We start from the raw sequence: 19546 nt of genomic DNA, 5'->3' as shown, positions 1-19546 counted from the left end.
ACGATGCTGCCTATGACAACTGGTTCTCCGCTGGTCAAGCGCGGCTTGGCCGACATGCTCAAGGGTGGCGTGATCATGGACGTGGTCACCCCCGAACAGGCCCGGATCGCCGAGGACGCCGGCGCCGTGGCCGTGATGGCGCTCGAGCGGGTGCCGGCCGACATTCGCGCCCAAGGCGGCGTGGCCCGAATGAGCGACCCCGATCTGATCAGCGCCATCATCGAGACCGTGTCGATCCCGGTGATGGCCAAGGCCCGGATCGGCCACTTCGTGGAGGCCCAGGTGCTGCAGCACCTCAAGGTCGACTACATCGACGAGTCCGAGGTGCTCTCGCCGGCTGACTACGTCCATCACATCGACAAGCAGGCCTTCACCGTCCCCTTCGTGTGCGGCGCCACCAACCTGGGTGAGGCGCTGCGCCGGATCGCCGAGGGCGCGGCCATGATTCGCTCCAAGGGCGAGGCTGGCACCGGCGACGTGTCAGAGGCCACCAAGCACATCCGGACCATCCGGGGCGAGATCGCCCGGCTGCACGCCACCTACCAGGCCAACCCGGACGAGCTGTACGCCGCGGCCAAGGAGCTGTCGGCCCCCTACGACCTGGTTCGCGAGGTGGCCGAGACCGGCGCGCTGCCCGTGGTGCTGTTCACGGCCGGCGGAGTGGCCACCCCGGCCGATGCCGCGCTGATGATGCAGCTGGGCGCCGACGGCGTGTTCGTGGGCTCGGGCATCTTCAAGTCCGGCGACCCGGCGGCCCGAGCCGCGGCCATCGTGAAGGCCACCGCGCTCTACAACGACCCGGCCGCCATCACCGAGGCCTCCCGGGGCCTGGGCGAGGCCATGGTCGGGATCAATGTGGCCGACCTGCCGGCTCCGCATCGGCTGGCCGAACGCGGCTGGTGATCGCCGCTAGCCACCTGGTGAGGACGCCATGAGTCAGATCACGGTCGGGGTGCTGGCCCTGCAAGGTGGAGTACGCGAGCACGTCCGGCTGCTCGAGGAGCTGGACGCGCGGACGGTGCCGCTGCGCACCCCGTCCGACTTGCTGGGGGCGGACGGGGTGCGGGTGGACGCTCTGGTGCTGCCCGGCGGCGAGTCGTCGACCATCGATCGGCTGCTGCGCACCTTCGGACTGTTCGAGCCGCTGCGGGAGGCCATCGCGGCTGGGCTGCCGACGCTGGGCACCTGTGCGGGGCTGATCCTGCTGGCCCGTGAGGTGCTGGATCCCGCGCCTGGTCAGCACTCGCTCGGGGTGCTGGACGTGACCGTGCGCCGCAACGCCTTCGGCTCCCAGGTGGACTCGGCCGAGCTCGATCTGCAGACCGTGGACGGGCCGGTGACGGTGGCCTTCATTCGGGCTCCGCAGGTGGTGGCCACCGGGCCCGGCGTCGAGGTGATCGCGCTGCGCGACCAGGCGATCGTCGGTGTCCGGCAGGGGGCGATCACCGGCATCGCCTTCCACCCCGAGCTGACCGGCGAGCCGCTGTTCCACCGTCGGCTGCTGGAGACCGCGTCAGGCGCGGCTGCGTCCGTCCGCTCTGTGGCCTGAGGCTGGCGTCGTTCGGCCTGTAGTAGTCGCCGGGTCGGACGGACCATTCTCGAACTCCGTGGCTGAGCGGGGCGTTCGGGTGCGGTTGGGTAGGGCCTGGGGTCAAGAGATACGTTCTTCGAACGGTCCGTCCGACCCGGCTCGTGCTGGTGGTCGGGGCTCTCGCCGGGTCGGAGGCACCATTCTCGGACTCCGTCGCTGGGTGGGTTGTTGGGGTGCGGTTGGGTAGGGCTTGGGGTCAAGGGATACGTTCTTCGAACGGTCCGTCCGACCCGGCTCCAGCACCTCGTCCGGCAGCAGGATTACCGCTGTTGGTTGTCCGGGCCCGGATCGTCCCGATAGCCTCGTGGGCGAGGGGAGTACTTCCCAAGTCGTCTGCGGTCAATCCGAGCTACCAGCTCTCGCGGACGCGCCGCGGCTGCGGTGAAGGAGACCTCACAGGCAAAGCTGTGAGAGGAAACCTATGACCATCCCGCTCGCCATCGGCGTCGGCACCCCGACTCTGTGGGCCATCACCATCGCCGCCGTGCTGGCGCTGTTCGTGCTCGACTTCATCATCACCCGCCGTCCGCACGAGGTCTCGATGAAGGAGGCCATCGGCTGGTCGGCGTTCTACATCGCGCTCCCGGTGGCCTTCGGCGGCTGGGTGTGGGCGACCTTCGGGTCCCAGATCGGGGTGGAGTACTACGCCGGCTACCTGGTCGAGAAATCGTTGAGCGTGGACAACCTGTTCGTGTTCATGCTGCTGCTCAGCTCGTTCGCGGTGCCCCGCGAGCTGCAGCAGCGCGTCCTGCTGATCGGCGTGGCCGGCGCGCTGGTGCTGCGCGGAGTGTTCATCGCCCTCGGTGCGGCCATGCTGAACAGCTTCTCGTGGACCTTCCTGTTCTTCGGCGCGATCCTCCTCGTCACTGCCGTGAAGGTGCTGCGGGACACCCTGAACCCCGCCGATCACGAGGTCGACCCGGGCAGCCTGGCCATCGTCCGGGTGGCCCGGCGGTTCTTCCCGGTCACCGACGGCTATCGCGGGTCGCGGATGAGCGTCCGTGAAGCCGGACGCCGCGCGCTGACCCCGCTGGCCCTGGCCACTTTGGCGATCCTTGCCACCGACGTGGTCTTCGCGGTCGACTCCGTCCCGGCCGTCTACGGCATCACCGGCGACCCGTACCTTGTGTTCGCCACCAACGCCTTCGCGCTGCTCGGTCTGCGGGCGCTGTACTTCGTCCTCGAAGGCGCGCTGGGGGCCCTGGTGCACCTGGGCTACGGGCTGGCTGCCATCCTGGCCTTCATCGGGGTGAAGCTGGTGCTGCACTGGGCGCACGGCGTCTGGACCTGGGTGCCGACCGTGCCGACGCTGGCCTCCCTCGGGGTGATCGTGGCCATCTTGGCCATCGTGATCACCACCAGCCTGATCGCGAACCGGCGGACCAAGGCCGTCCTGGCCGCGGCCGAGGCCGGACGTCCCGAGTAGCTCGGCCGCCGTACCGACCCGCCATCGGGCCTCCTCCTCCGCGTTAGCTACCGATTGGAACTCTTGCTGCCGGAACTTCGGTAGCAAGGGTTGCGTCCGGTAGCGGGAACCTTGAGGGACGGGGAGCAGGCCGGACGGGAGCGGGAGCTTCAGCGGTGCGGCGAGGCGGGCGCCAGCGCGAGCCGAGGGGGACCGGCAGAACCGGACGGGGTGGAGGTGGACGGGCCTCGTCGTGTGCCTCCGGCTGCGAGCCGTGCTCTGGGCGTCCCCGGGGCCGTCCGTCGGGTCTCATCCCCCGCGTTAGCTACCGATTGGAACTCTTGCTGCCGGAACTTCGGTAGCAAGGGTTGCGTCCGGTAGCGGGAACCTAGAGGGCCAGGGCGAGGCCGGACGGGCGCGCGAACCGAGGGACGGAGCTAGACCAAAGCCAGGGCGCGGATGATGATCCCGGCCACGGCGAGCACGGCGACGCCGGCCAGGCCGACCCATTGGATCAGCGAGCGGTCCTTGCGCGGCGCGTAGGCGATCAGCGCGGACGTGATCAGGCCGCCGATCAGGCCTCCGATGTGGCCCTGCCAGGAGATCCCGGTGCCCGGCGTGAAGGTGAAGACCAGGTTGATCACCAGCCAGAACAGGACGTTCTGGACGTTCCCGCGCAGCCGCAGAGCCAGCACCAGCAGCGATCCGATCAGACCGAAGATGGCGCCGGACGCACCCAGGGTGGCGGTATCAGGGGCCGATAGCCACATCACTGCGGTGGAGCCGGTCAACGCCGAGATCAGGTAGACGGCCAGGAACCGGGCCCGTCCCAGGGCCTGCTCCAACGGCGGACCGAGGAACCACAGAGACATCATGTTCACGCCCAGATGCAGCAGCTGCTGGTGGCTGAAGGCCGAGGCCAGCGGCTCCAGCCAGAAGCCGTGGCCAACCAGTCCGGGGATCAGCACGAAGTTGGCGTAGGCCTCGTTGCTCAGCTGGCCGTAGTTGATCAGCACCCAGACCAGGGCATTGATCGCGATCAGCACGATCGTGGTCACGCTGGCATTGGCCACCGGACGTCCGCCGAAGCGCAGCTCGCCCTGCCGGGTCTCCTTCGCGGCCGAGCGGACGCATTCGGGGCACTGGAAGCCGACCGCGGCGCTGACCATGCACTCGCCGCAGATCGGACGTCCGCAGCGCTGGCAGCGGATGTAGGTGCCGCGATCGGCATGCCGATAGCAGGCGTAGGCAACCGGTGGCTGCTGGGTCGTCATGGCTGAAACCCTACTCGGGCACCGACACCGCCTGATCCGCTGTGTGATGCGGCACGCTCACGGATAATGGGCCCATGACTGGCAAGACGGTGGCTTTGGTGCTGGGCTCTGGTGGAGCCCGCGGGTACGCCCATATCGGGGCGTTGCAGGTCCTGGAGGAGCGCGGCTACAAGGTCGTGGCGATCGCCGGGGCGTCCATGGGTGCGCTGATCGGCGGCCTGTACGCGGCCGGCAAGATGGACGAGTACGTCGACTGGGTCACCCCACTGACTCAGCGGGACGTGTTGCGGCTGCTCGACCCGAGCCTGGGTGGCCCGGGGGCGTTCAAGCTCGAGCGGGTGCTGGCCCGGATGAGCGAGATCCTGGACGGCGCCCAGATCGAGGACCTGCCGATCCCCTACACCGCGGTGGCCACTGACATCGGCGCCCGTCGCGAGGTCTGGTTCACCTCCGGCCCGGTGGACGTGGCGATCCGCGCCTCGATCGCCATTCCCGGTGCGATCACCCCGATCATGGTCAATGGACGGTTGCTGGTCGACGGCGGCGTGCTGAACCCGGTCCCGGTCGAGCCGGTGATCGGCTCGGGGGCCGACTTCACCTTGGCCGTCGAGCTCTCCGGCGACAGCGGACGCAGCTTCACCGCCAGCCCGTCCAAGGAGACCTCCGAGCAGCGTCCGCCCAACGAGTGGCTGGACCGGTTCATGAAGAGTGCGGCCGGGGTCTGGGAGAACGACTTCATTGCCTCAATCATGGCCCGCTTCGGCCGTGGCCAGGGCGAGGAAACCGACGATGACAAGGCCATCGAGCCCGAGCACAGGCACCCGGTCCGGGGCACCTTCGAGCAGCCGCCGCCCGGGGTCGGGCTGACCGATGTGGCCTCGATGGCGCTGGACACCATGGGCTCGTTGATCACTCGCTACCGAATGGCCGCCATGCCGCCGAACGTCACGGTGACGGTCCCCGGCGATGCGGCCAAGACCATGGACTTCCACCGGGCCGTCGAGCTGATCGCGCTGGGCCGCACGCTCACCGAAGAGGCGCTCGACAGGGCCTTCCCCGAGGATCGCGGGGCGTCGGCCGAGGTGGCCGCCCTGGAGTGATCCCACCGGAAGGGGACTGTCCCCTTCTTTGCGGGGACGGCGCTTCGCGCGTCCGATCAGTCGACCGGCGAGCCGACGTCGTGCAGGTGGTGCACCAGGTCGTGCAGGAAGTACTGGCCGAGGGTGGCCACGGTGAACACCGAGCCGTTGCTGCGGCGTCCGGGACGATCCCACTCCTCGGCGCGCACACTCGTCCACTCGGCAACGTTCTCGGCGGCGGCCACCATCAGTTCGCCGCTGACCACGGCCGGATCCTGCTCCCAGTAGCGCTGCTCGAGTGCGGTGGCGTCCTGATCCCAGTTCTCGAAGAGTGGGTCGTCGGTGCTACGCATCAGCTCCAGCCGACGGTTGAAGATCCGCAGCACGTCGCGGACGTGGCAGCCGTACTCCAGCGCCGACCAGACAGTCGCGGACGGGCGGACGGCCACGTCCGGACGAGCCAGGATGGCCGGCCACGGTGCGGTCGCGGCCCGGACTCGCTCGGGCAACTCGGCCGTCGCCACCGCCGAGCCCAGATAGCCGCACTCGGAGCAGGGAGTGTTCAGGACGAACGTCCAGTCCTTGTCGTCGGCCGGCGGAGTGGCCGGCTCGCCGCTCGGCAGCCGCAACACCACCGAACCGGAGTCCAGGTCGAGCGGCTGCGGGCCGTCCCCGCCCTGGGCGTCGGTGAGTACCAGCGACTTCTCCAGGTCGCGCTGCTGGCGCTGGAACCGCTGTCCGGGGTCGAAGATCTCGAAGAAACTCATAGCGGGCTCAACGCTGCAGCAGCTCGCCGAGTTCGGCAACCCTGTGCACGGTGATTCCGTCGCGCTGCTCGATCGCCAGCCCGTGGGTGCTGCCGCGGGACAGCATGATCAGCGGCGCCTGGCCCATGTCCCGGGTGTGCACCTCGACCGGCAGTCCCTTGGTCGGCTCGGAGTAGGGCAGCTCGTTGGCCAGCACGCCTTCCAGCGGACGAGTGGCAGCCCGGTTGGGGTCGCTCCAGTGCTGGGCGATCACCCGCATCGAGTCCTCGCTCACCTCGACCCAGATCGACCAGACGAACGGGCTCAGCTCCATGTCGTCCACCGCAAGTTGCAGGTGTCCACGAATGAAATGCCTGATCAGGCCGCTGTCGGGGAGGATGCAGACGTCCGGGGTCAGCTCGGCCTCGAGCCGCTCACCATTGCTGACTGCCAGCCAGTCATCCGGCGCGGATGCGCCCAGCAGGCGAGTCAGATTGGTGTGCCGGCGGTTGCACACGCTGCACAGCGTGAGGGCATCTCCAGTGACCCGGGCCATAGCCACAATCATCCTCTTCGGACGGGTTCGGCGAGGCGGAACCGGGTAATTGGGCCCCCCAGTGGTCGGGCCGACCGGGAACACCGCGCTGTGCTCCCGGCCGGGCCGATCGCTGGGGGTTAATGCTTCGCCGCGTGCCAGCCTCCGTCAGCCGAACTCGTCGGACCGAACGGGGCAACTGCCAATCTAGTACGTGTGGGAGATTCCGCAATGGGTTTTCGGCAAGCCGTCGGGGGCGCTCAGCCGAGCACTGTGCGGGGTGGATCGGCCAGCGCCAGCTCGACGCGCCGGGCGTGGTCCTCGGTCATCGGAGGCAGCGCGTCCGCGGCGAAGAAGGCGGCCTCGGTGGCCTCTCCGTCGGCCGGAAACGGCTCGCCGGAGACCCAGCGGCACCGGAACACGTGATCGATGTACTGGGTCTGGTCGCCGTTGGCGTAGGTGACCACATCGGTGACGGTCAGCCAGACCAGGTTCTCGACCTCGGCCACCACCCCGGCTTCCTCGACCACCTCTCGCAGCGCAGCCAGATGAGGCTGCTCACCGGGATCGATGATTCCCGACACCGGGGTCCATTGGCCGTTGTCGGTGCGGCACACCAGGAGCACTTCCTCGCCGGACGGGGTCGGCCGAATCACCACGGCTGTTGCCCCGGAAAGCCACAGTCGAGCGGTTCCGATCTGCTCGCGCAGGGTCAGGATGAACTCCGGGGTTGCCACGGACGCAGCCTAGTGGCTGGACCAGCAAGAGCCGGTCTGGAATTCACCAGACCGGCTCTTGTGGCTCCACAACAGAGACTGAGGACTCGCCGCCCGGCGCCGCAGGACAAAGTCCGAAGGCATCCCCCACCCCAATCCAGGGCTACGGGCATCACGCAGAGGTTCCGGTTCCTTGATCCCAGCTCCGTCCCGGCGCCCCCACGCCGGATCGGTAGGGCGCTGGGGTCAGTGCCCCGGCGATCCCTCTGCCTACCTAGTCCCGTCAGTTGCCGTCCGGCGAGGCTAGATACGAGTCCCTGTTCAGTTGTGGCGGTCGGTCAGCAGTTCGCATCAGCAGCTCCGTCCAGCACCAGACATCTGCCAGAGCCGTTGGCCGAAAAGGTCGGCTCCGACGGATCGATGTCCGTGGCCGAGCCCCTCGCCGGGATCCCCCTCCCGACTTCGGGGCCAGGACGCAGCAGGTGCGATCAGTGACCTCTCCTCTGCTGGAAATTCAACATAGTCATAGCCATGGGTCTTGTGAACTGGACCGGCTGCGGTAGAACTACCTAACCGGGGCAACCGAGCCAGGTTCCGTGGTTCGGACAACGCCGCCCGCCGCCCGCCCGGGAGTACCCTCCATGCACGCGCTGAGAAGGAGAAATGGTGTCGAGCGGGGCGACGATTCGGCCAATGACGGCCGCCGATGTCGGTGAGGTCTTCACGGTCCAGCGGGCCGCCTTCGTGGTGGAGGCGCAGCGGTACGCCGACGCTTTCCTGCCGCCGCTGACCGAGAGCGTCGACGACATCCTCACCGACCTGCAGACCAGCATCGGCCTGGTGTCGGTGCTGGACGGACGGCTGGTCGGCTCGATCCGAGTCAAGGCCAAGGACGACGAGCTGCACATCGGACGGCTCAGCGTCGCTCCGGACCTGCACGGCCGCGGCCTGGGTGCCGAGCTGCTGCTGGCGGCCGAGAAGGTGCTGCCCGGACGGCGGGCGGTGCTGTTCACCGGCGATCGCAGCGAGTCAAACCTGCACCTGTACACCAGCCGCGGCTACGCCGAGACTGGACGGGCCGAGGTGCCCGGCGGGGTCGTCCTGATCCACCTGGCCAAAGAGCTGGTCTGAACAGCCGACGACCGTCGGCCCGGGACCGAAGTCCCCGACCGGCGGTCGGCTGACGCGCTATACCTCTTCGATCGGGGCGTCGGCGGCGTTCTTCTTCACCGACTCGATGCCCTGCTTGGCACTGGCCTTGCTGGAGTAGCCCTCGCCACCGGTGGCGATGACCTGGCCATTGCTGGCCTTCAGGCGCCAGCGGTACTCACCCTTGGCGTCGGCGTACAGCTCGAACTTGCTCATCTTCGTTGACTCCTGGTTCTGCGCGGACGGCCACGTCCGGCCCTGTCAGGAGGCTAGCCGTCCGGAGTTCCGCACGGGAGTAATTGGTGGTGATCTTTCTGAGTCGCGACTAGGGGTAATCGGGACGAGTGGGCCCCCGGCGCGCCGAGGAATTCATCATCTCGCTCAGAATATTGTTGACTACGCAATTTTCAGGTTAGCCTTACCTCACTGGCGGGACGTCCGTCGGACTCTCTCTGAAGGAGAAGAGCGAAATGGCTAGTGTTTCTGACGTCAAGGGCAAGCGAATCCGACTGCTCGGACTGGTCACCGCACTGATCGGTGTCCTGTTCATCGTGGCCGGAGGGGTCACCTGGGGCATGGTCAGCACCAAGCTCGCCGCGGAAGATATCACCGTCTCGGCTGATGCACCGATGCTCGCCGGCGCCAAGGTGGCCGGTCCGCTGGAGGCTTTCGTCCAGGCCGATGTGATCAGCGGCCACGCCCTCAAGGCCACCGGCGGCAAGACCTACGCCGAGCTGGACAAGGAAGACCCGCTGCGAGCGACCGCGATGAACGCGTCCTTCCTGCGGGCGTCGCTGTTCACGTCCGTGATTGCGTTCGGGGTCGCCCTGTTCGCGATCGGAGTGGGCGTGGTGGCGATCCTGATCGGCTGGGCGCTGCGCCTGGTCGGAGCACAGGCGGCTCCGGTGCTGGTCGAGACCGAGTAGCCCTCAGCGCAGCAGCCAGGCTGCCGCGTCCGGAGCGAGGCGTCCGTCGACCAGGTCGTCACTGGTCAACAGCACGCGCGCCGCGTCCGGCAGGCTCAGCGGCTGCTCGCCGAGATTGACCCAACACTCGACGTCGGCCCCGCAGGTGAAGGCGACCGCCTGCGGGCCGGCCTCGAGCCAGCCGAACTCGCCGACACCCAGGCCCCAGGTGCGACGAAGCGCCAGTGCCGAGCGGTAGAGCTCGAGCGTCGAGCCGGGACGTCCGTCCTGGGCCTGGACGCTGTGTTCCCCCCACCCGGCGGGCTGGGGAAGCCACCCGGCGGCCCCGCCCTCAGGGGAGAAGCCGTAGTTGGTGCCGCTGATCGTCCACGGCAGCGGTACCCGACAGCCGTCGCGACCGCGATCGGCGAAGTCCGTGCCGCGGACCACCGGATCCTGGAGCGCCTCCAGCGGCAGGTCTTCGACCTCGGGCAGGCCGAGTTCCTCACCGTTGAACAGGTAGGCGCTGCCCGGCAGGGCCAGGCTGAGCAGGGCCGCGGCGCGCGCTCGGCGCAGGCCGCGCTCCCGATCGGCCGGACGGTCCAGGAAGTGGCTCAGCGTGCGGTCCTCGAAGGCGTGGACTCGCTGCTCGCGGGCATAGCGCGATGCCGGACGGCAGACGTCGTGGTTGCCCAGCACCCAGGTCGGTGGCGCGCCGACTGCGGCGTGTGCGGCCAGCGTGCTGCTGATCCGTTGCCGCAGCTGGTCGGGCAGCCAGGGCGAGACCAGGAAGCTGAAGTTGAACGCCGTGTGCAGCTCGTCGGGACGCAAGTACGCGGCCAGTCGCCGATCGCGGCCCACCCAGATCTCGCCGCAGAACGCGCGCGGCGGGGAGTAGGAGTCGGCCACTCGGCGCCAGCCGCGAAAGATCTCGTGGATCCCGGGCTGATCCCAGTGTGGATGCTCCAGGCCGTCCGGGGCATCCTCGGGCAGCGGAAAGGTCATCCCGTCCAGGTCGGCGAAGCCCGGATCCTTGACCAGGCCGTGCGCGACATCGATCCGGAAGCCGTCGACGCCCCGGTCGAACCAGAACCGCAGGATGTCCTCGAACTCCGCGCGGACTTCGGGGTTGGCCCAGTTGAGGTCGGGCTGGGCCGCGGTGAACAGGTGCAGGTACCACTGGCCCGGACGTCCGTCCGCTTCGATCACCCGGGTCCAGGCCGGGCCGCCGAACTCGCTGCGCCAGTCGTTGGGCGGCTCGGCGCCGTCGATGCCCCGTCCCTCGCGGAACAGGTAGCGCTCGCAGGCCGCCGAACCGGGTGCAGAGGCCAGCGCCTCGACGAACCAGGGGTGCTGGTCGGAGGTGTGGTTGGGGACGATGTCCAGCAACACCCGCAGACCGACGGCATGCGCCTCGGCGATCAGGGCCTCGGCCTCGTCCAGGGTGCCGAAGCTCGGCTCGATGGAGCGGTAGTCGGAGACGTCATAGCCGGAGTCGGCCATCGGCGAGGGGTACCAGGGGTTGATCCAGATCGCGTCCACCCCCAGGCCGGCCAGGTAGCCGAGTCGGGAGCGGATCCCGGCCAGGTCGCCCACGCCGTCGCCGTTGGCGTCGGCGAAGCTGCGCGGATAGAGCTGGTAGACCACGGCATGGCGCCACCACTCGTCCGCCGCATGCTCGCTCATCAAGTGCCCCTTTACCGATAAAGTCTGTAGCGGTAAAGATAGACTCAGCGTGGAACCCGGGCAAGCCAGGAGGTCGGCGAATGGGCAAGGTCACCCTGCAGTCGATCGCCGACCGGCTCGGGGTCAGCCGGATGACGGTCTCCAATGCCTTCTCCCGGCCCGATCAGCTGTCGGCCGAGCTGCGCCGCAAGATCCTGGACGAGGCCGCGGCGCTGGGCTACCTGGGGCCGGATCCCTCGGCCCGCTCGCTGGCCACCGGAACTGCGGGGACGGTCGGGCTGCTGTGGACCACCACGCTGAGCACCGCCCTGGCCGACGAGATGTCGGCCCGCTTCGTCGGCGCCGTGGCCGACGAGCTGAACCAGGCCGGACTCGCCCTGACCCTGCTCCCGGCCACCACCGACGGCGCCGTGGTGCCGGCCCGCGACGTGGCCCTGGACGGGGCGATCATCTATTCCTGCGATCCGCAGCTGCCGGCGGTGGATCTGCTGGCTCGCCGCGGCCTGCCGCTGGTCTATGTGGACGCCGACGCGCCTGCCAAACGTCCGTCCATCACCATCGACGACTATGGTGGCGCGAAGGCGGCTGCCGAACATCTGCTGGCCCTCGGCCATCGCCGGATTCTGGTGGTGACCACGGGTTTCGGTCCGGAGCCCGGACTGGTCACCGGCCCGCCACCGGCGTCCGCGCTGCGTCAGCGGGTGCTCGCTCAGCGATGGTTCGGCTGGATGGACGCACTGGCCGCCGCCGGCGTGCAGCCGCAGGTCATTCATCAGCCCGACCCCTATGCCCCCGAACAGCTGGACCGGCTGCTGGCCGCGGCCGACCGGCCGTCCGCCGCGTTGTGCCTGACCGATGTGCTGGCCCAGGCACTGATCGCCGCGGCGACCGACCAGGGGCTCTCCGTGCCTGGCGATCTGGCCGTGGTGGGCTTCGACGATCACCCCTTGGCTGCGCGGAACCGTCCGGCGCTGACCACGGTCCGCCAGGACGTCGATCGGAAGGGACGGGCCGCGGTCCGAGCGCTGCTGGCCGAGCTGGCCCGCCGGGCCGATCCGTCCGCCGAAGCCCCGCTGAGCCAGCGGCTGCGGGTGAGTCTGGTGGTGCGGGAGAGCACCTCGGGCTGAGCCGGACGTGACTCAGCCCGCCGGTTCGGGGGTACGGCGGGCTGAGCAATCCCCGCGGTCGGCCCGTTTCGCATGGGGGGCGGGCGATGGACTTTGGGGTCTCGGCTGGGCGATTGGCGCATCGCCCAGCCGAGGTCTGTGGGGGACTAGTTCTTCGGCTTCGCGAAGTCCTGCGTCCAGTAGGTGCCGTAGTAGCCGCCGGTCGCATAGCCGACTCCGAGCTCGGTGTAGGAGCGGCTCATCAGGATTCGGCAGTGACCGGGGCTGGCCAGCCAGGCGTCCACTACGGCCTTCGGGGTGGTGAAGCCGGCGCCGATGTTCTCGCCTGCGGCCCGGTAGTCGTAGTTGGCGGCCCGCATCCGATCGAAGGGGCTCTTGCCGGACTGGGAGGTGTGGCTGAAGTAGCTGCGCTCGGCCATGTCGCGGCTGTGCGCTGCGGCCACATCGGCCAGGGTCTGGTCGACGCGCAGCGCCGGGGCGGACGGGTACTTGGTGCTGCCGCACTTGCGGGCCTTGTTCCGGGCCACGTTGGTGAGTCGGAGAACCTCACTTTCCATGGTGCGGACGGTGTACATCGGCCCGGTCGCGGTGCCGGCTGCCGTGGTGACCGAGACCCGGTACTTCCCTGCCTCCAGAGCCGGGAGTTCGAAGGTCACCTTGGTCTTGGTGGCCGAGAGCACCTTGGCCGGGGTGCTTCCGAAGCGCACCGAGGTCGTCGTGGCGAGGTTCTTGCCGGTGATGGACGCCTTGCTGACCGTCACTACGATGCCCGGCTCGACGCCCGACTTCGATGACAGTGTGGACACCTTCGCGGCGGCCGGCTTCAGCGCGGCGCTGGGTGCGACAGAGGCTGCCTCAGCGGTCGGCAACTGAGGCATCAGGGCGATGGCCGTGGCGAACGCGGCAAGCGAACGCAAACACACGGTACGCAAGGTCAGCATGGCGGTACATCCCTTATGTCGAGTTGTCCATCGCGGGGTAGGCGATGGGTTCCCCTCTCGTACCCGACAAACTCTGCCCGAAGCAGGGCGTAATGGCAATCCCTACGAATGGATATAGCGGATAACCGAATGGGTACCCATCTATGTCACCCGTAAGGGGGCTTGCCCTCGTTTCCGTGCATTTCCTGAGATTCCTCTAAACGAGTCCACGCACATCTTGGCGAGGTTGTGAGATTGCTGCAATATTCAACTCATGACCGATTCCGCCACCGGTCGGGCCGCATTCCACGCCGAACTGACTCAGGGCTTCGCGCTTGCGAACGCCGATTTCGTCACGCAGCGAATAGCTGTTGGCGGCGATCTCTCGGCGAACTTCGAGCTTGCCAGACGGCAGCTCGCTGAGCTGTCCGAGGCCGGAATCACTCACATCATCGACCTGCGCGCGGAATGGACCGACGAGTCGCTGGTCCGTCGTTGGGAGCCGGGAATCCGGTACCTGTACCACCCCGTCGACGACGACGGAGCCGTGATTCCGGGCCGCTGGTTCGACGGGGTCGTTGAATGGGCCAGGCAGGCTCTTGCCGATCCGGAAGCCAAACTTCTGGTGCATTGTCACATGGGGGTGAATCGAGCCCCGTCGGTGGTGCTGGCGATCCTGCTGGACGCCGGCATGGGGGTGCGTCCGGCCCTCGAAGCGATCCGGACGGCTCGTCCGGTGGCTGCGATCGACTATGCCGGCAGCGTCCTGGCCTGGTGGTCGGCCCGGCTCGGCCACGACGCCCGCACTCGGCGGAACGCACGGCGGGTGCTGCAGCGCTGGCGTGCCGCCCGGAACCTGGATGTCGAGGCGGTGATCCGGACGATCCGGAACACCCAACAGCCCCGCAATCGGTGGACGCTACGGCTGAGCGTTGGCCAGCGGCTGGCCCTGGCCGACCTGATCGACCGCTCTCCGGAGGTGGCCGCCGGGCTGGTCGTTGGGGGCCCGCGCTCGGAGCTCGCGCAGCTGGACGAGGTGCTGCTGCTCACCGCAGAAGGCCTCTGCGGACGCGCATTGGTGGTGGGGCCGGTCGAGCCCGGCGAGGCCATGCTGCCGGTGAAGGTGACTGAGCTCTTCGAGCCGATCCCGGTGCTGGTTCCGGAGCGATTGGCCGGCTGGCTGGCCGGCGATGGCCCGGTCCTACGCCTGCTGCACGGGGGCGACTACGCCCAGCTGGTACACGCCGATCCCCAGACCCTGGCCCTCGGCGCATGAATATGCGGTCGCCTGTGGAATTCTGAGCCGACCCTCCTTGACCCCCTACAACGACGGCAAATAGCCTCCTTACCAGGCGAGTCACACCCCCGCGGCTCCCTGCCAGAAAGGCGATGGCCGTGCAGCCGAAACTCCCCGTTCTGATCGCAACCGCTACCGCGCTGGCCCTGGCCGCTTCGGCCGTGCCGGCGCACGCTGAGACCCGCTCCGGGGCCGACAGCTTCGTCCGCATGTCCACCGACGGCCCGATCGGCACCACTTTCACCCCGCGCAGCCTGGACGGCTCGAAGAAAGTGGACGTGATGGTGCAGCTCACCGGCGATCCGGTGGCGGTGGTCCAGGCCAAGGCCGGCGGCTCGCTGACCGGCAGCCAGCGCACTGCGGTCAAGGCCAAGCTCCGCAAGGCCCAGGACGCGCTCACCGGCGAGATCACGGCCGGCGGCGGCAAGGTGGTGGCCAAACTGCAGAGCGCCTACAACGGGATCCGGGTCCGGATCGCCCGGAACAAGGCCGCCGCACTGGCCGGCCTGCCCGGAGTGACCGCCGTGCACGCGCTGACTCCGAAGTCGCTGAACAACACCGTGTCGGTGCCGTTCCTGGGCGTCCCGCAGGCCTGGCAGGCCACCGGAAAGACCGGCAAGGGGGTCAAGGTCGCGGTCATCGACACCGGCATCGACTACACCCACGCCGACTTCGGCGGGCCCGGCACCGTGGCTGCCTACACCGCCGCTCGGGCCAACTCGGCCGCCACTCTGCCGACGAACAGCACCCTGTTCGGTCCGTCCGCACCACGGGTGAAGGGCGGCTACGACTTCGCCGGCGACGGCTACGACGCCGACGGCACCACCGGGTCAGCGACGCCCACTCCGGACGCCAACCCGCTGGACTGTGAGGGCCACGGCACCCATGTGGCCGGCACCACCGGCGGCGGCGGAGTCACCGCGTCCGGGGCGGCCTACACCGGCCCGTACGATGAGTCGACGCCGAGCAAGAAGTTCACGGTCGGCCCCGGTGTCGCCCCCGAGGTCGATCTCTACGCGCTGAAGGTGTTCGGGTGCACCGGCACCACCGATCTGTCGGTGCAGGCCATCGACTGGGCCGTCGACCACCAGATGGATGTGATCAACCTCTCCCTGGGCGCCCCGTTCGGTCAGTCGGACGATCCGGACGCCGTCGCGGCCGCCAACGCCGTGGCCGCCGGTGTGGTCGTGGTGGCCTCGGCCGGCAATGAGGGCGGCAACCCGTACCTGGTCGGCTCTCCCGCGGTGGGCAAGGGCGTGATCGGTGTGGCCGCCGTGGACAGCGCCGAGACCTTCCCGGGCGCCGAACTCAGCGTCGGTAGCACCAGCGTCCAGGCCATCAACGCCAATGACGCAGCGCTGCCCTCGGGCACCCTGAAGCTGGTCAACATCCCTGATCAGCCCGGTACCGCCGACGTCAATGAGTCGCTGGGCTGCTCGGTGGAGTCGTTCACCGCGGCCGGGATCAAGGCTGGCGAGAACCAGATCGCCGTGGTCGAACGGGGCAGCTGCGCCCGGGCCGCGAAGGCCATCTTCGGGCAGAAGGCCGGAGCGGCTGCTGTGGTGATGACCAACACCGACCCTGGCTTCCCGCCCTTCGAAGGCAAGATCCTGAGCAACCCCGACGACGGTGAGGCCTACCAGGTCACCATCCCGTTCCTCGGCGTGACCAGTGACGGCGGCGCCACCTTGGCCGATGCCGAGGGTGCCCAGGTCGGGTTCTCGGCGAGCACCGTGACCAACCCGGTCTACCGCGCCGTGGCCGACTTCTCCTCGGCCGGACCGAGCACCACCGAGTCCGGGCTGAGCCCGAATGTGGCGGCGCCCGGCGTCTCGATCTTCTCCGCGGCAGTGGGCACCGGCAGCGACGGTCAGGTCGAGTCCGGAACCTCGATGGCCGCCCCGCATGTGGCCGGGGTGGCCGCGCTGGCCGTCCAGGCCCACCCGAACTGGACGGCATCGCAGGTGGCGGCCGCCGTGGTCGGCACGGCCGACGCCGACAAGGTCGCCGGCTACCAGGTCACCCAGTCCGGCACCGGCCTGGTGGACGCGCTGCAGGCGATCAACACCCAGACCGTGGTCACCGGCGACAGCTACCGGACCTCGGCCGGCAAGATCCAGGAGGCCAGCCTCAGCTTCGGCTTCGCCGAGCCGTCCCTGGCCTACGTCGGGGCGAAGAGCATCACGATCAGCAACCTGAGCGATCGGCCGGTGACCTACCGGCTGAGCACCCAGGCCGGGCCGCAATCGCGTCCGGCCAGCATGGTGCTCGGCACCAAGAAGCTGACCGTGAAGGCCCGCAGCCAGGCGACCGTCCCGGTGTTGCTGAGCGTCCCTGCGGCCAGCATCGGCACCTCGCTGTCCGGTGAGGATCAGTTCAGCTTCCGCCAAGTCTCCGGCGCGGTGGTGGTGAGCTCCAGTGCCGGAGAGCTCAAGGTGCCCTACCTGCTGGTGCCCCGCGCTCAGGCCCGGCTCGACGCCCGACTGGCCGCAGACAAGCAGCTCGGCCTGTTCACGGCCGCGAACGCCACACCCAAGAAGGGCAGCAAGCCCACCGCCGTGCGGCCCAGCTACGACCTGAAGCTGAAGCTGGCCAACTTCGGTGGGGCGCTGCCCGCGCTGGCCGACATCTACACCTGGGGCCTGGCTGACAAGGCCAAGGACCTGCCGAAGGGTTCGGTGGCGTCCGGCTACGACCTGCGGGCGGTCGGCGTCCAGTCCTTCGGTGACCCGGACGACCCGCTGATGGTCTTCGCGATCAACAGCCACAACCGCTGGTCGAACGCGGCCTCGATCGAGTTCGACGTGGACGTCGACACCAACCGGGACGGCGAGTCCGACAAGGTGGTGATCGGCTACGACTCCGGCTACATCCGCAATGGCGAGTACAACGGGCTGATGGAGGCGTTCGTGATGGACGTCGCCAGCGGCGAGGTGACTCCGTCCGGCTACCTGGCCCAGGCGCCCACCGACTCCAGCACCATCCTGCTGCCGGTGAACGCGTCCCAGCTCGGCCTGAGTGCGACGTCCGGTGCCTTCAAGTACACGGCTTCGGCCTACACCGTGCTCGGCTTGGGCGAGGACAGCTTCGACGGCTGGGCCAGCTATGACCCGTTCCACAAGCCGTTCACCGACTCCGATCAGGTGATGGTGGGACGCAACAAGACCGCCAAGCTGACCGTGGTGGCCAACCAGGCCGCCTACGCCGCGCAGAAGCCGAAGGGCCTGATGGTGGTGTCGGTGGACAACAAGTCCGGCGCTAGTGAGGCCGCGCTGCTCCGCACCCGCTGAGCGGCCAGCTCAGCGGCGTTCGCAGAGCTTCGGGGTGTTGGTGTTGCCGAAGCGGTAGTCGTAGAGCTTGCCGGCGGCCTTGACCTGTACTCGCATGCCGTCGACCAGGGCCTGGGTGTACATCCGGCCGGGCTCGGGGCAGCCCAGCGAGCCGTCGTTGAAGGTGACCGACTCGGCGCTGACCAGGGTGACCTGGTCGGCGGGCACCTTGCGGGTGGCCAGGTCGTCCAGAATCGCCTGCCACCGGACCGGCGGGACGGACGCGCTGGCGCCGGCGTTGGGCGTCGGCATCGGGCTGGTGGTCTGGAACGGCGGACGGGCGGACGGGCTGTCCATCGGGACTCCTTGGCTGGCGCACCCGGTGACCGCGAGGGCGAGGCCGGCCACGATCGGGGCCAGGCGGCGACGAACGGTCATCGGGAACCTCCTTGTCGCCTCCAGCCTACGTCGGCTCCGGTCGCCGGCGGCTGACTCGAAGCGTCCTCAGCGGACGAACAGGCGGGTGATCCGGCCCAGCGGGGCGTCCGGCGGAGTGGCGCCGGTGAAGGCCCACTCCGGATCGGTGAGCATCCGGGCCCCGGCCAGGCCGGCCACCATGGCGATCACGGCCAGCACGGTGGCCACCCCGTTCTGCATGGCCAGCACCACATTCGACTGGTCGAAGTAGAGCAGGGTGCGCAGCGCAGCCGCGCCCGGGATCGAGACCAGCAGGGTCGGCACGGTCATGATGATCTTCTCCATGTCGAACAGCTTCCCGGCCAGGGCACACAGCAGGCCCATCAGGAAGCAGCCGAGGAAGGTGGCCACGTACTCCTTCACGCCGAAGCCGATCAGGATCAGCCGCGGGACGTTGCCGAGCATGGCGATCACTCCGGAGGCCACGGCCATCCAGATCGGGGTGTTGAACATGGTGGCCCAGCCGAAGACCGCGAAGAAGCTGGCCGCCAGCACCGCCAGCCACAGCAGGACCGGATGCCCGTCGATCGGCGGCACCGGATCGGGGTTGGCGCCGGACAGGCTGGCCACCAGCCACACCCCGATGGTGATCGAGAGCAGCACCAGCGCGGCGTAGGTGAGCCGAGGGATGCCGGCCAGCAGGTCGATCCGGGCCAGGTCGAGGCCGGCGGTGACCAGCGGGAAGCCGGGGATCAGGAAGATGGCCGCGCAGATCAGCCCGGCCGCGAACCGGGAGCTCGGCCCGCCCAGGGCCAGGTCCAGCAGCCTGCTGAACCCGACGTACAAGCCGGTGGCCACCGCGGCCGAGGTGAGCACGACGGCCAGGTGGTTGAGCTGGTGGCCGGTCAGTGCCCGGTGCAGCCAGTAGGCAAGGGCGGACGCCGGCAGCACGGCCAGCACCTCCCGCCAGCTGCCGTGGCCGAGCACGGTGATCGACGCGCAGGCGATCGCCACCAGCGGGATCAGCACCCAGCTCGGGTACAGCTTCGGGGTGTGCTCGATCTGGTCCAGTTGGGCGTCCACCTCGGCCACCGTGGCCCGCTCGGGCAGGTGCTCGCCGAACTCCTTGAGCATGGCGATCCGGTGCGCGTTCACGCCCGGCGCCGCGACCTCGCCGACCTGGGTCCGGAAGGTGCTGCGTCGGCGGACGGTCAAGGTGATGTCGGTGTAGGTGATCTGGGCCTGCAGCTGGCGCAGCCCGACCGTCCCGGCCACCGAGCGCATCACCTCACGCACCCGCAGGCCGGACGTCCCGGCGCCCAACATCATGATCCCGGCGCGAAGTACCACGTTCGAACGCCGGATCAGGTGCCGGGGCTCGAGGGCGTCCTCGTGTTCGTGCTCGTCGAAGAACCCATCACTGCTCACAG

18 protein-coding genes are annotated in these 19546 nt (G+C 68.9%); 9 read left to right on the top strand and 9 right to left on the bottom strand.

The features are described 5' to 3' along the window. Positions 1–3 precede the first annotated feature (3 nt). The 3 genes from pdxS to ATK74_RS12900 all read left to right on the top strand — a co-directional run bounded on the left by pdxS (position 4) and on the right by ATK74_RS12900 (position 3017). The gene (gene pdxS / locus ATK74_RS12910; RefSeq protein WP_098461421.1) at positions 4–903 is read left to right on the top strand and encodes a pyridoxal 5'-phosphate synthase lyase subunit PdxS; all 900 of its coding nucleotides are present in this window, start codon (positions 4–6) and stop codon (positions 901–903) included. Positions 904–931: 28 nt separating this feature from the next. Then, positions 932–1549 carry a pyridoxal 5'-phosphate synthase glutaminase subunit PdxT gene (pdxT, locus tag ATK74_RS12905; protein ID WP_098461420.1) on the top strand — a complete coding sequence of 206 codons (618 nt, stop codon included), beginning with the start codon at positions 932–934 and terminating at the stop codon, positions 1547–1549. 463 nt (positions 1550–2012) lie between these two features. Continuing rightward, positions 2013–3017, top strand: a complete 1005-nt coding sequence (locus ATK74_RS12900; protein ID WP_098461419.1) for a TerC/Alx family metal homeostasis membrane protein — start codon at positions 2013–2015, stop codon at positions 3015–3017. A gap of 416 nt (positions 3018–3433) precedes the next feature. On the opposite strand, the gene ATK74_RS12895 is transcribed toward ATK74_RS12900, so the two are convergent. After that, entirely contained in the window at positions 3434–4270 is an 837-nt protein-coding gene (locus ATK74_RS12895; RefSeq protein ID WP_098461418.1) for a rhomboid family intramembrane serine protease, read from the bottom strand. Positions 4271–4344: 74 nt separating this feature from the next. Here ATK74_RS12895 and ATK74_RS12890 point away from each other — a divergent pair, with 74 nt between their 5' ends. After that, a complete protein-coding gene (locus tag ATK74_RS12890) occupies positions 4345–5370 on the top strand; it encodes a patatin-like phospholipase family protein (RefSeq protein WP_098461417.1) in 1026 nt (341 codons plus the stop codon). 56 nt (positions 5371–5426) lie between these two features. Here the strand turns inward: ATK74_RS12890 and ATK74_RS12885 are convergent, their stop codons facing one another. The 3 genes from ATK74_RS12885 to ATK74_RS12875 form a co-directional block, all read right to left on the bottom strand. Beyond that, a complete protein-coding gene (locus tag ATK74_RS12885; protein ID WP_245840931.1) occupies positions 5427–6116 on the bottom strand; it encodes a DinB family protein in 690 nt (229 codons plus the stop codon). A 7-nt stretch (positions 6117–6123) separates the two neighbouring features. Beyond that, a complete protein-coding gene (locus ATK74_RS12880) occupies positions 6124–6651 on the bottom strand; it encodes a DUF2199 domain-containing protein (RefSeq protein ID WP_169923853.1) in 528 nt (175 codons plus the stop codon). Between the two features lie 239 nt (positions 6652–6890). Further along, the gene (locus ATK74_RS12875) at positions 6891–7367 is read right to left on the bottom strand and encodes an NUDIX hydrolase (RefSeq protein ID WP_098461415.1); all 477 of its coding nucleotides are present in this window, start codon (positions 7365–7367) and stop codon (positions 6891–6893) included. A gap of 672 nt (positions 7368–8039) precedes the next feature. Between ATK74_RS12875 and ATK74_RS12870 the strand changes: the two genes are divergently transcribed. After that, a complete protein-coding gene (locus ATK74_RS12870) occupies positions 8040–8477 on the top strand; it encodes a GNAT family N-acetyltransferase (RefSeq protein WP_211283377.1) in 438 nt (145 codons plus the stop codon). 57 nt (positions 8478–8534) lie between these two features. Here the strand turns inward: ATK74_RS12870 and ATK74_RS12865 are convergent, their stop codons facing one another. Then, complete coding sequence (locus tag ATK74_RS12865; RefSeq protein ID WP_098461413.1) at positions 8535–8711, bottom strand: HVO_2922 family protein; 177 nt, start codon at positions 8709–8711, stop codon at positions 8535–8537. 254 nt (positions 8712–8965) lie between these two features. Between ATK74_RS12865 and ATK74_RS12860 the strand changes: the two genes are divergently transcribed. Next, positions 8966–9421 (top strand): aromatic ring-opening dioxygenase LigA, encoded by a 456-nt coding sequence (locus ATK74_RS12860; protein ID WP_098461412.1) that lies wholly within the window; start codon positions 8966–8968, stop codon positions 9419–9421. 3 nt (positions 9422–9424) lie between these two features. Here the strand turns inward: ATK74_RS12860 and ATK74_RS12855 are convergent, their stop codons facing one another. Continuing rightward, complete coding sequence (locus ATK74_RS12855; protein WP_098461411.1) at positions 9425–11086, bottom strand: glycoside hydrolase family 13 protein; 1662 nt, start codon at positions 11084–11086, stop codon at positions 9425–9427. A gap of 80 nt (positions 11087–11166) precedes the next feature. On the opposite strand from ATK74_RS12855, the gene ATK74_RS12850 reads away from it, so the two are divergent. Next, positions 11167–12213: a LacI family DNA-binding transcriptional regulator gene (locus ATK74_RS12850; RefSeq protein WP_098461410.1), complete on the top strand. Its 1047-nt coding sequence runs from the start codon at positions 11167–11169 to the stop codon at positions 12211–12213. A gap of 146 nt (positions 12214–12359) precedes the next feature. Here the strand turns inward: ATK74_RS12850 and ATK74_RS12845 are convergent, their stop codons facing one another. Next, positions 12360–13130, bottom strand: a complete 771-nt coding sequence (locus ATK74_RS12845; RefSeq protein ID WP_169923852.1) for a CAP domain-containing protein — start codon at positions 13128–13130, stop codon at positions 12360–12362. A gap of 277 nt (positions 13131–13407) precedes the next feature. Between ATK74_RS12845 and ATK74_RS12840 the strand changes: the two genes are divergently transcribed. Both ATK74_RS12840 and ATK74_RS12835 read left to right on the top strand, forming a co-directional pair. Continuing rightward, entirely contained in the window at positions 13408–14409 is a 1002-nt protein-coding gene (locus ATK74_RS12840) for a dual specificity protein phosphatase family protein (RefSeq protein ID WP_098461408.1), read from the top strand. Positions 14410–14528: 119 nt separating this feature from the next. After that, positions 14529–17720, top strand: coding sequence for a S8 family peptidase (locus ATK74_RS12835; protein ID WP_211283376.1), 3192 nt, complete (start codon positions 14529–14531; stop codon positions 17718–17720). 9 nt (positions 17721–17729) lie between these two features. Here the strand turns inward: ATK74_RS12835 and ATK74_RS12830 are convergent, their stop codons facing one another. Continuing rightward, positions 17730–18137: a hypothetical protein gene (locus ATK74_RS12830; RefSeq protein WP_098461406.1), complete on the bottom strand. Its 408-nt coding sequence runs from the start codon at positions 18135–18137 to the stop codon at positions 17730–17732. A 66-nt stretch (positions 18138–18203) separates the two neighbouring features. Beyond that, positions 18204–19544, bottom strand: coding sequence for a threonine/serine exporter family protein (locus tag ATK74_RS12825; protein ID WP_211283375.1), 1341 nt, complete (start codon positions 19542–19544; stop codon positions 18204–18206). Positions 19545–19546: the final 2 nt, after the last annotated feature.

It is taken from the genome of Propionicimonas paludicola (assembly GCF_002563675.1).
Lineage (GTDB): Bacteria > Actinomycetota > Actinomycetes > Propionibacteriales > Propionibacteriaceae > Propionicimonas > Propionicimonas paludicola.
Note: the sequence above shows the minus strand (reverse complement) of the source record. Positions and strands in the feature narration are given on the sequence as shown.

Coding starts and splice junctions, on each gene's coding strand:
- ATK74_RS12880 (WP_169923853.1), bottom strand. CDS start 6,651: ATGGCCCGGGTCACTGGAGATGCCCTCACGCTGTGCAGCGTGTGCAAC.
- ATK74_RS12840 (WP_098461408.1), top strand. CDS start 13,408: ATGACCGATTCCGCCACCGGTCGGGCCGCATTCCACGCCGAACTGACT.
- ATK74_RS12895 (WP_098461418.1), bottom strand. CDS start 4,270: ATGACGACCCAGCAGCCACCGGTTGCCTACGCCTGCTATCGGCATGCC.
- ATK74_RS12890 (WP_098461417.1), top strand. CDS start 4,345: ATGACTGGCAAGACGGTGGCTTTGGTGCTGGGCTCTGGTGGAGCCCGC.
- pdxS (WP_098461421.1), top strand. CDS start 4: ATGCTGCCTATGACAACTGGTTCTCCGCTGGTCAAGCGCGGCTTGGCC.
- ATK74_RS12850 (WP_098461410.1), top strand. CDS start 11,167: ATGGGCAAGGTCACCCTGCAGTCGATCGCCGACCGGCTCGGGGTCAGC.
- ATK74_RS12870 (WP_211283377.1), top strand. CDS start 8,040: ATGACGGCCGCCGATGTCGGTGAGGTCTTCACGGTCCAGCGGGCCGCC.
- ATK74_RS12860 (WP_098461412.1), top strand. CDS start 8,966: ATGGCTAGTGTTTCTGACGTCAAGGGCAAGCGAATCCGACTGCTCGGA.
- pdxT (WP_098461420.1), top strand. CDS start 932: ATGAGTCAGATCACGGTCGGGGTGCTGGCCCTGCAAGGTGGAGTACGC.
- ATK74_RS12900 (WP_098461419.1), top strand. CDS start 2,013: ATGACCATCCCGCTCGCCATCGGCGTCGGCACCCCGACTCTGTGGGCC.
- ATK74_RS12885 (WP_245840931.1), bottom strand. CDS start 6,116: ATGAGTTTCTTCGAGATCTTCGACCCCGGACAGCGGTTCCAGCGCCAG.
- ATK74_RS12855 (WP_098461411.1), bottom strand. CDS start 11,086: ATGAGCGAGCATGCGGCGGACGAGTGGTGGCGCCATGCCGTGGTCTAC.
- ATK74_RS12865 (WP_098461413.1), bottom strand. CDS start 8,711: ATGAGCAAGTTCGAGCTGTACGCCGACGCCAAGGGTGAGTACCGCTGG.
- ATK74_RS12830 (WP_098461406.1), bottom strand. CDS start 18,137: ATGACCGTTCGTCGCCGCCTGGCCCCGATCGTGGCCGGCCTCGCCCTC.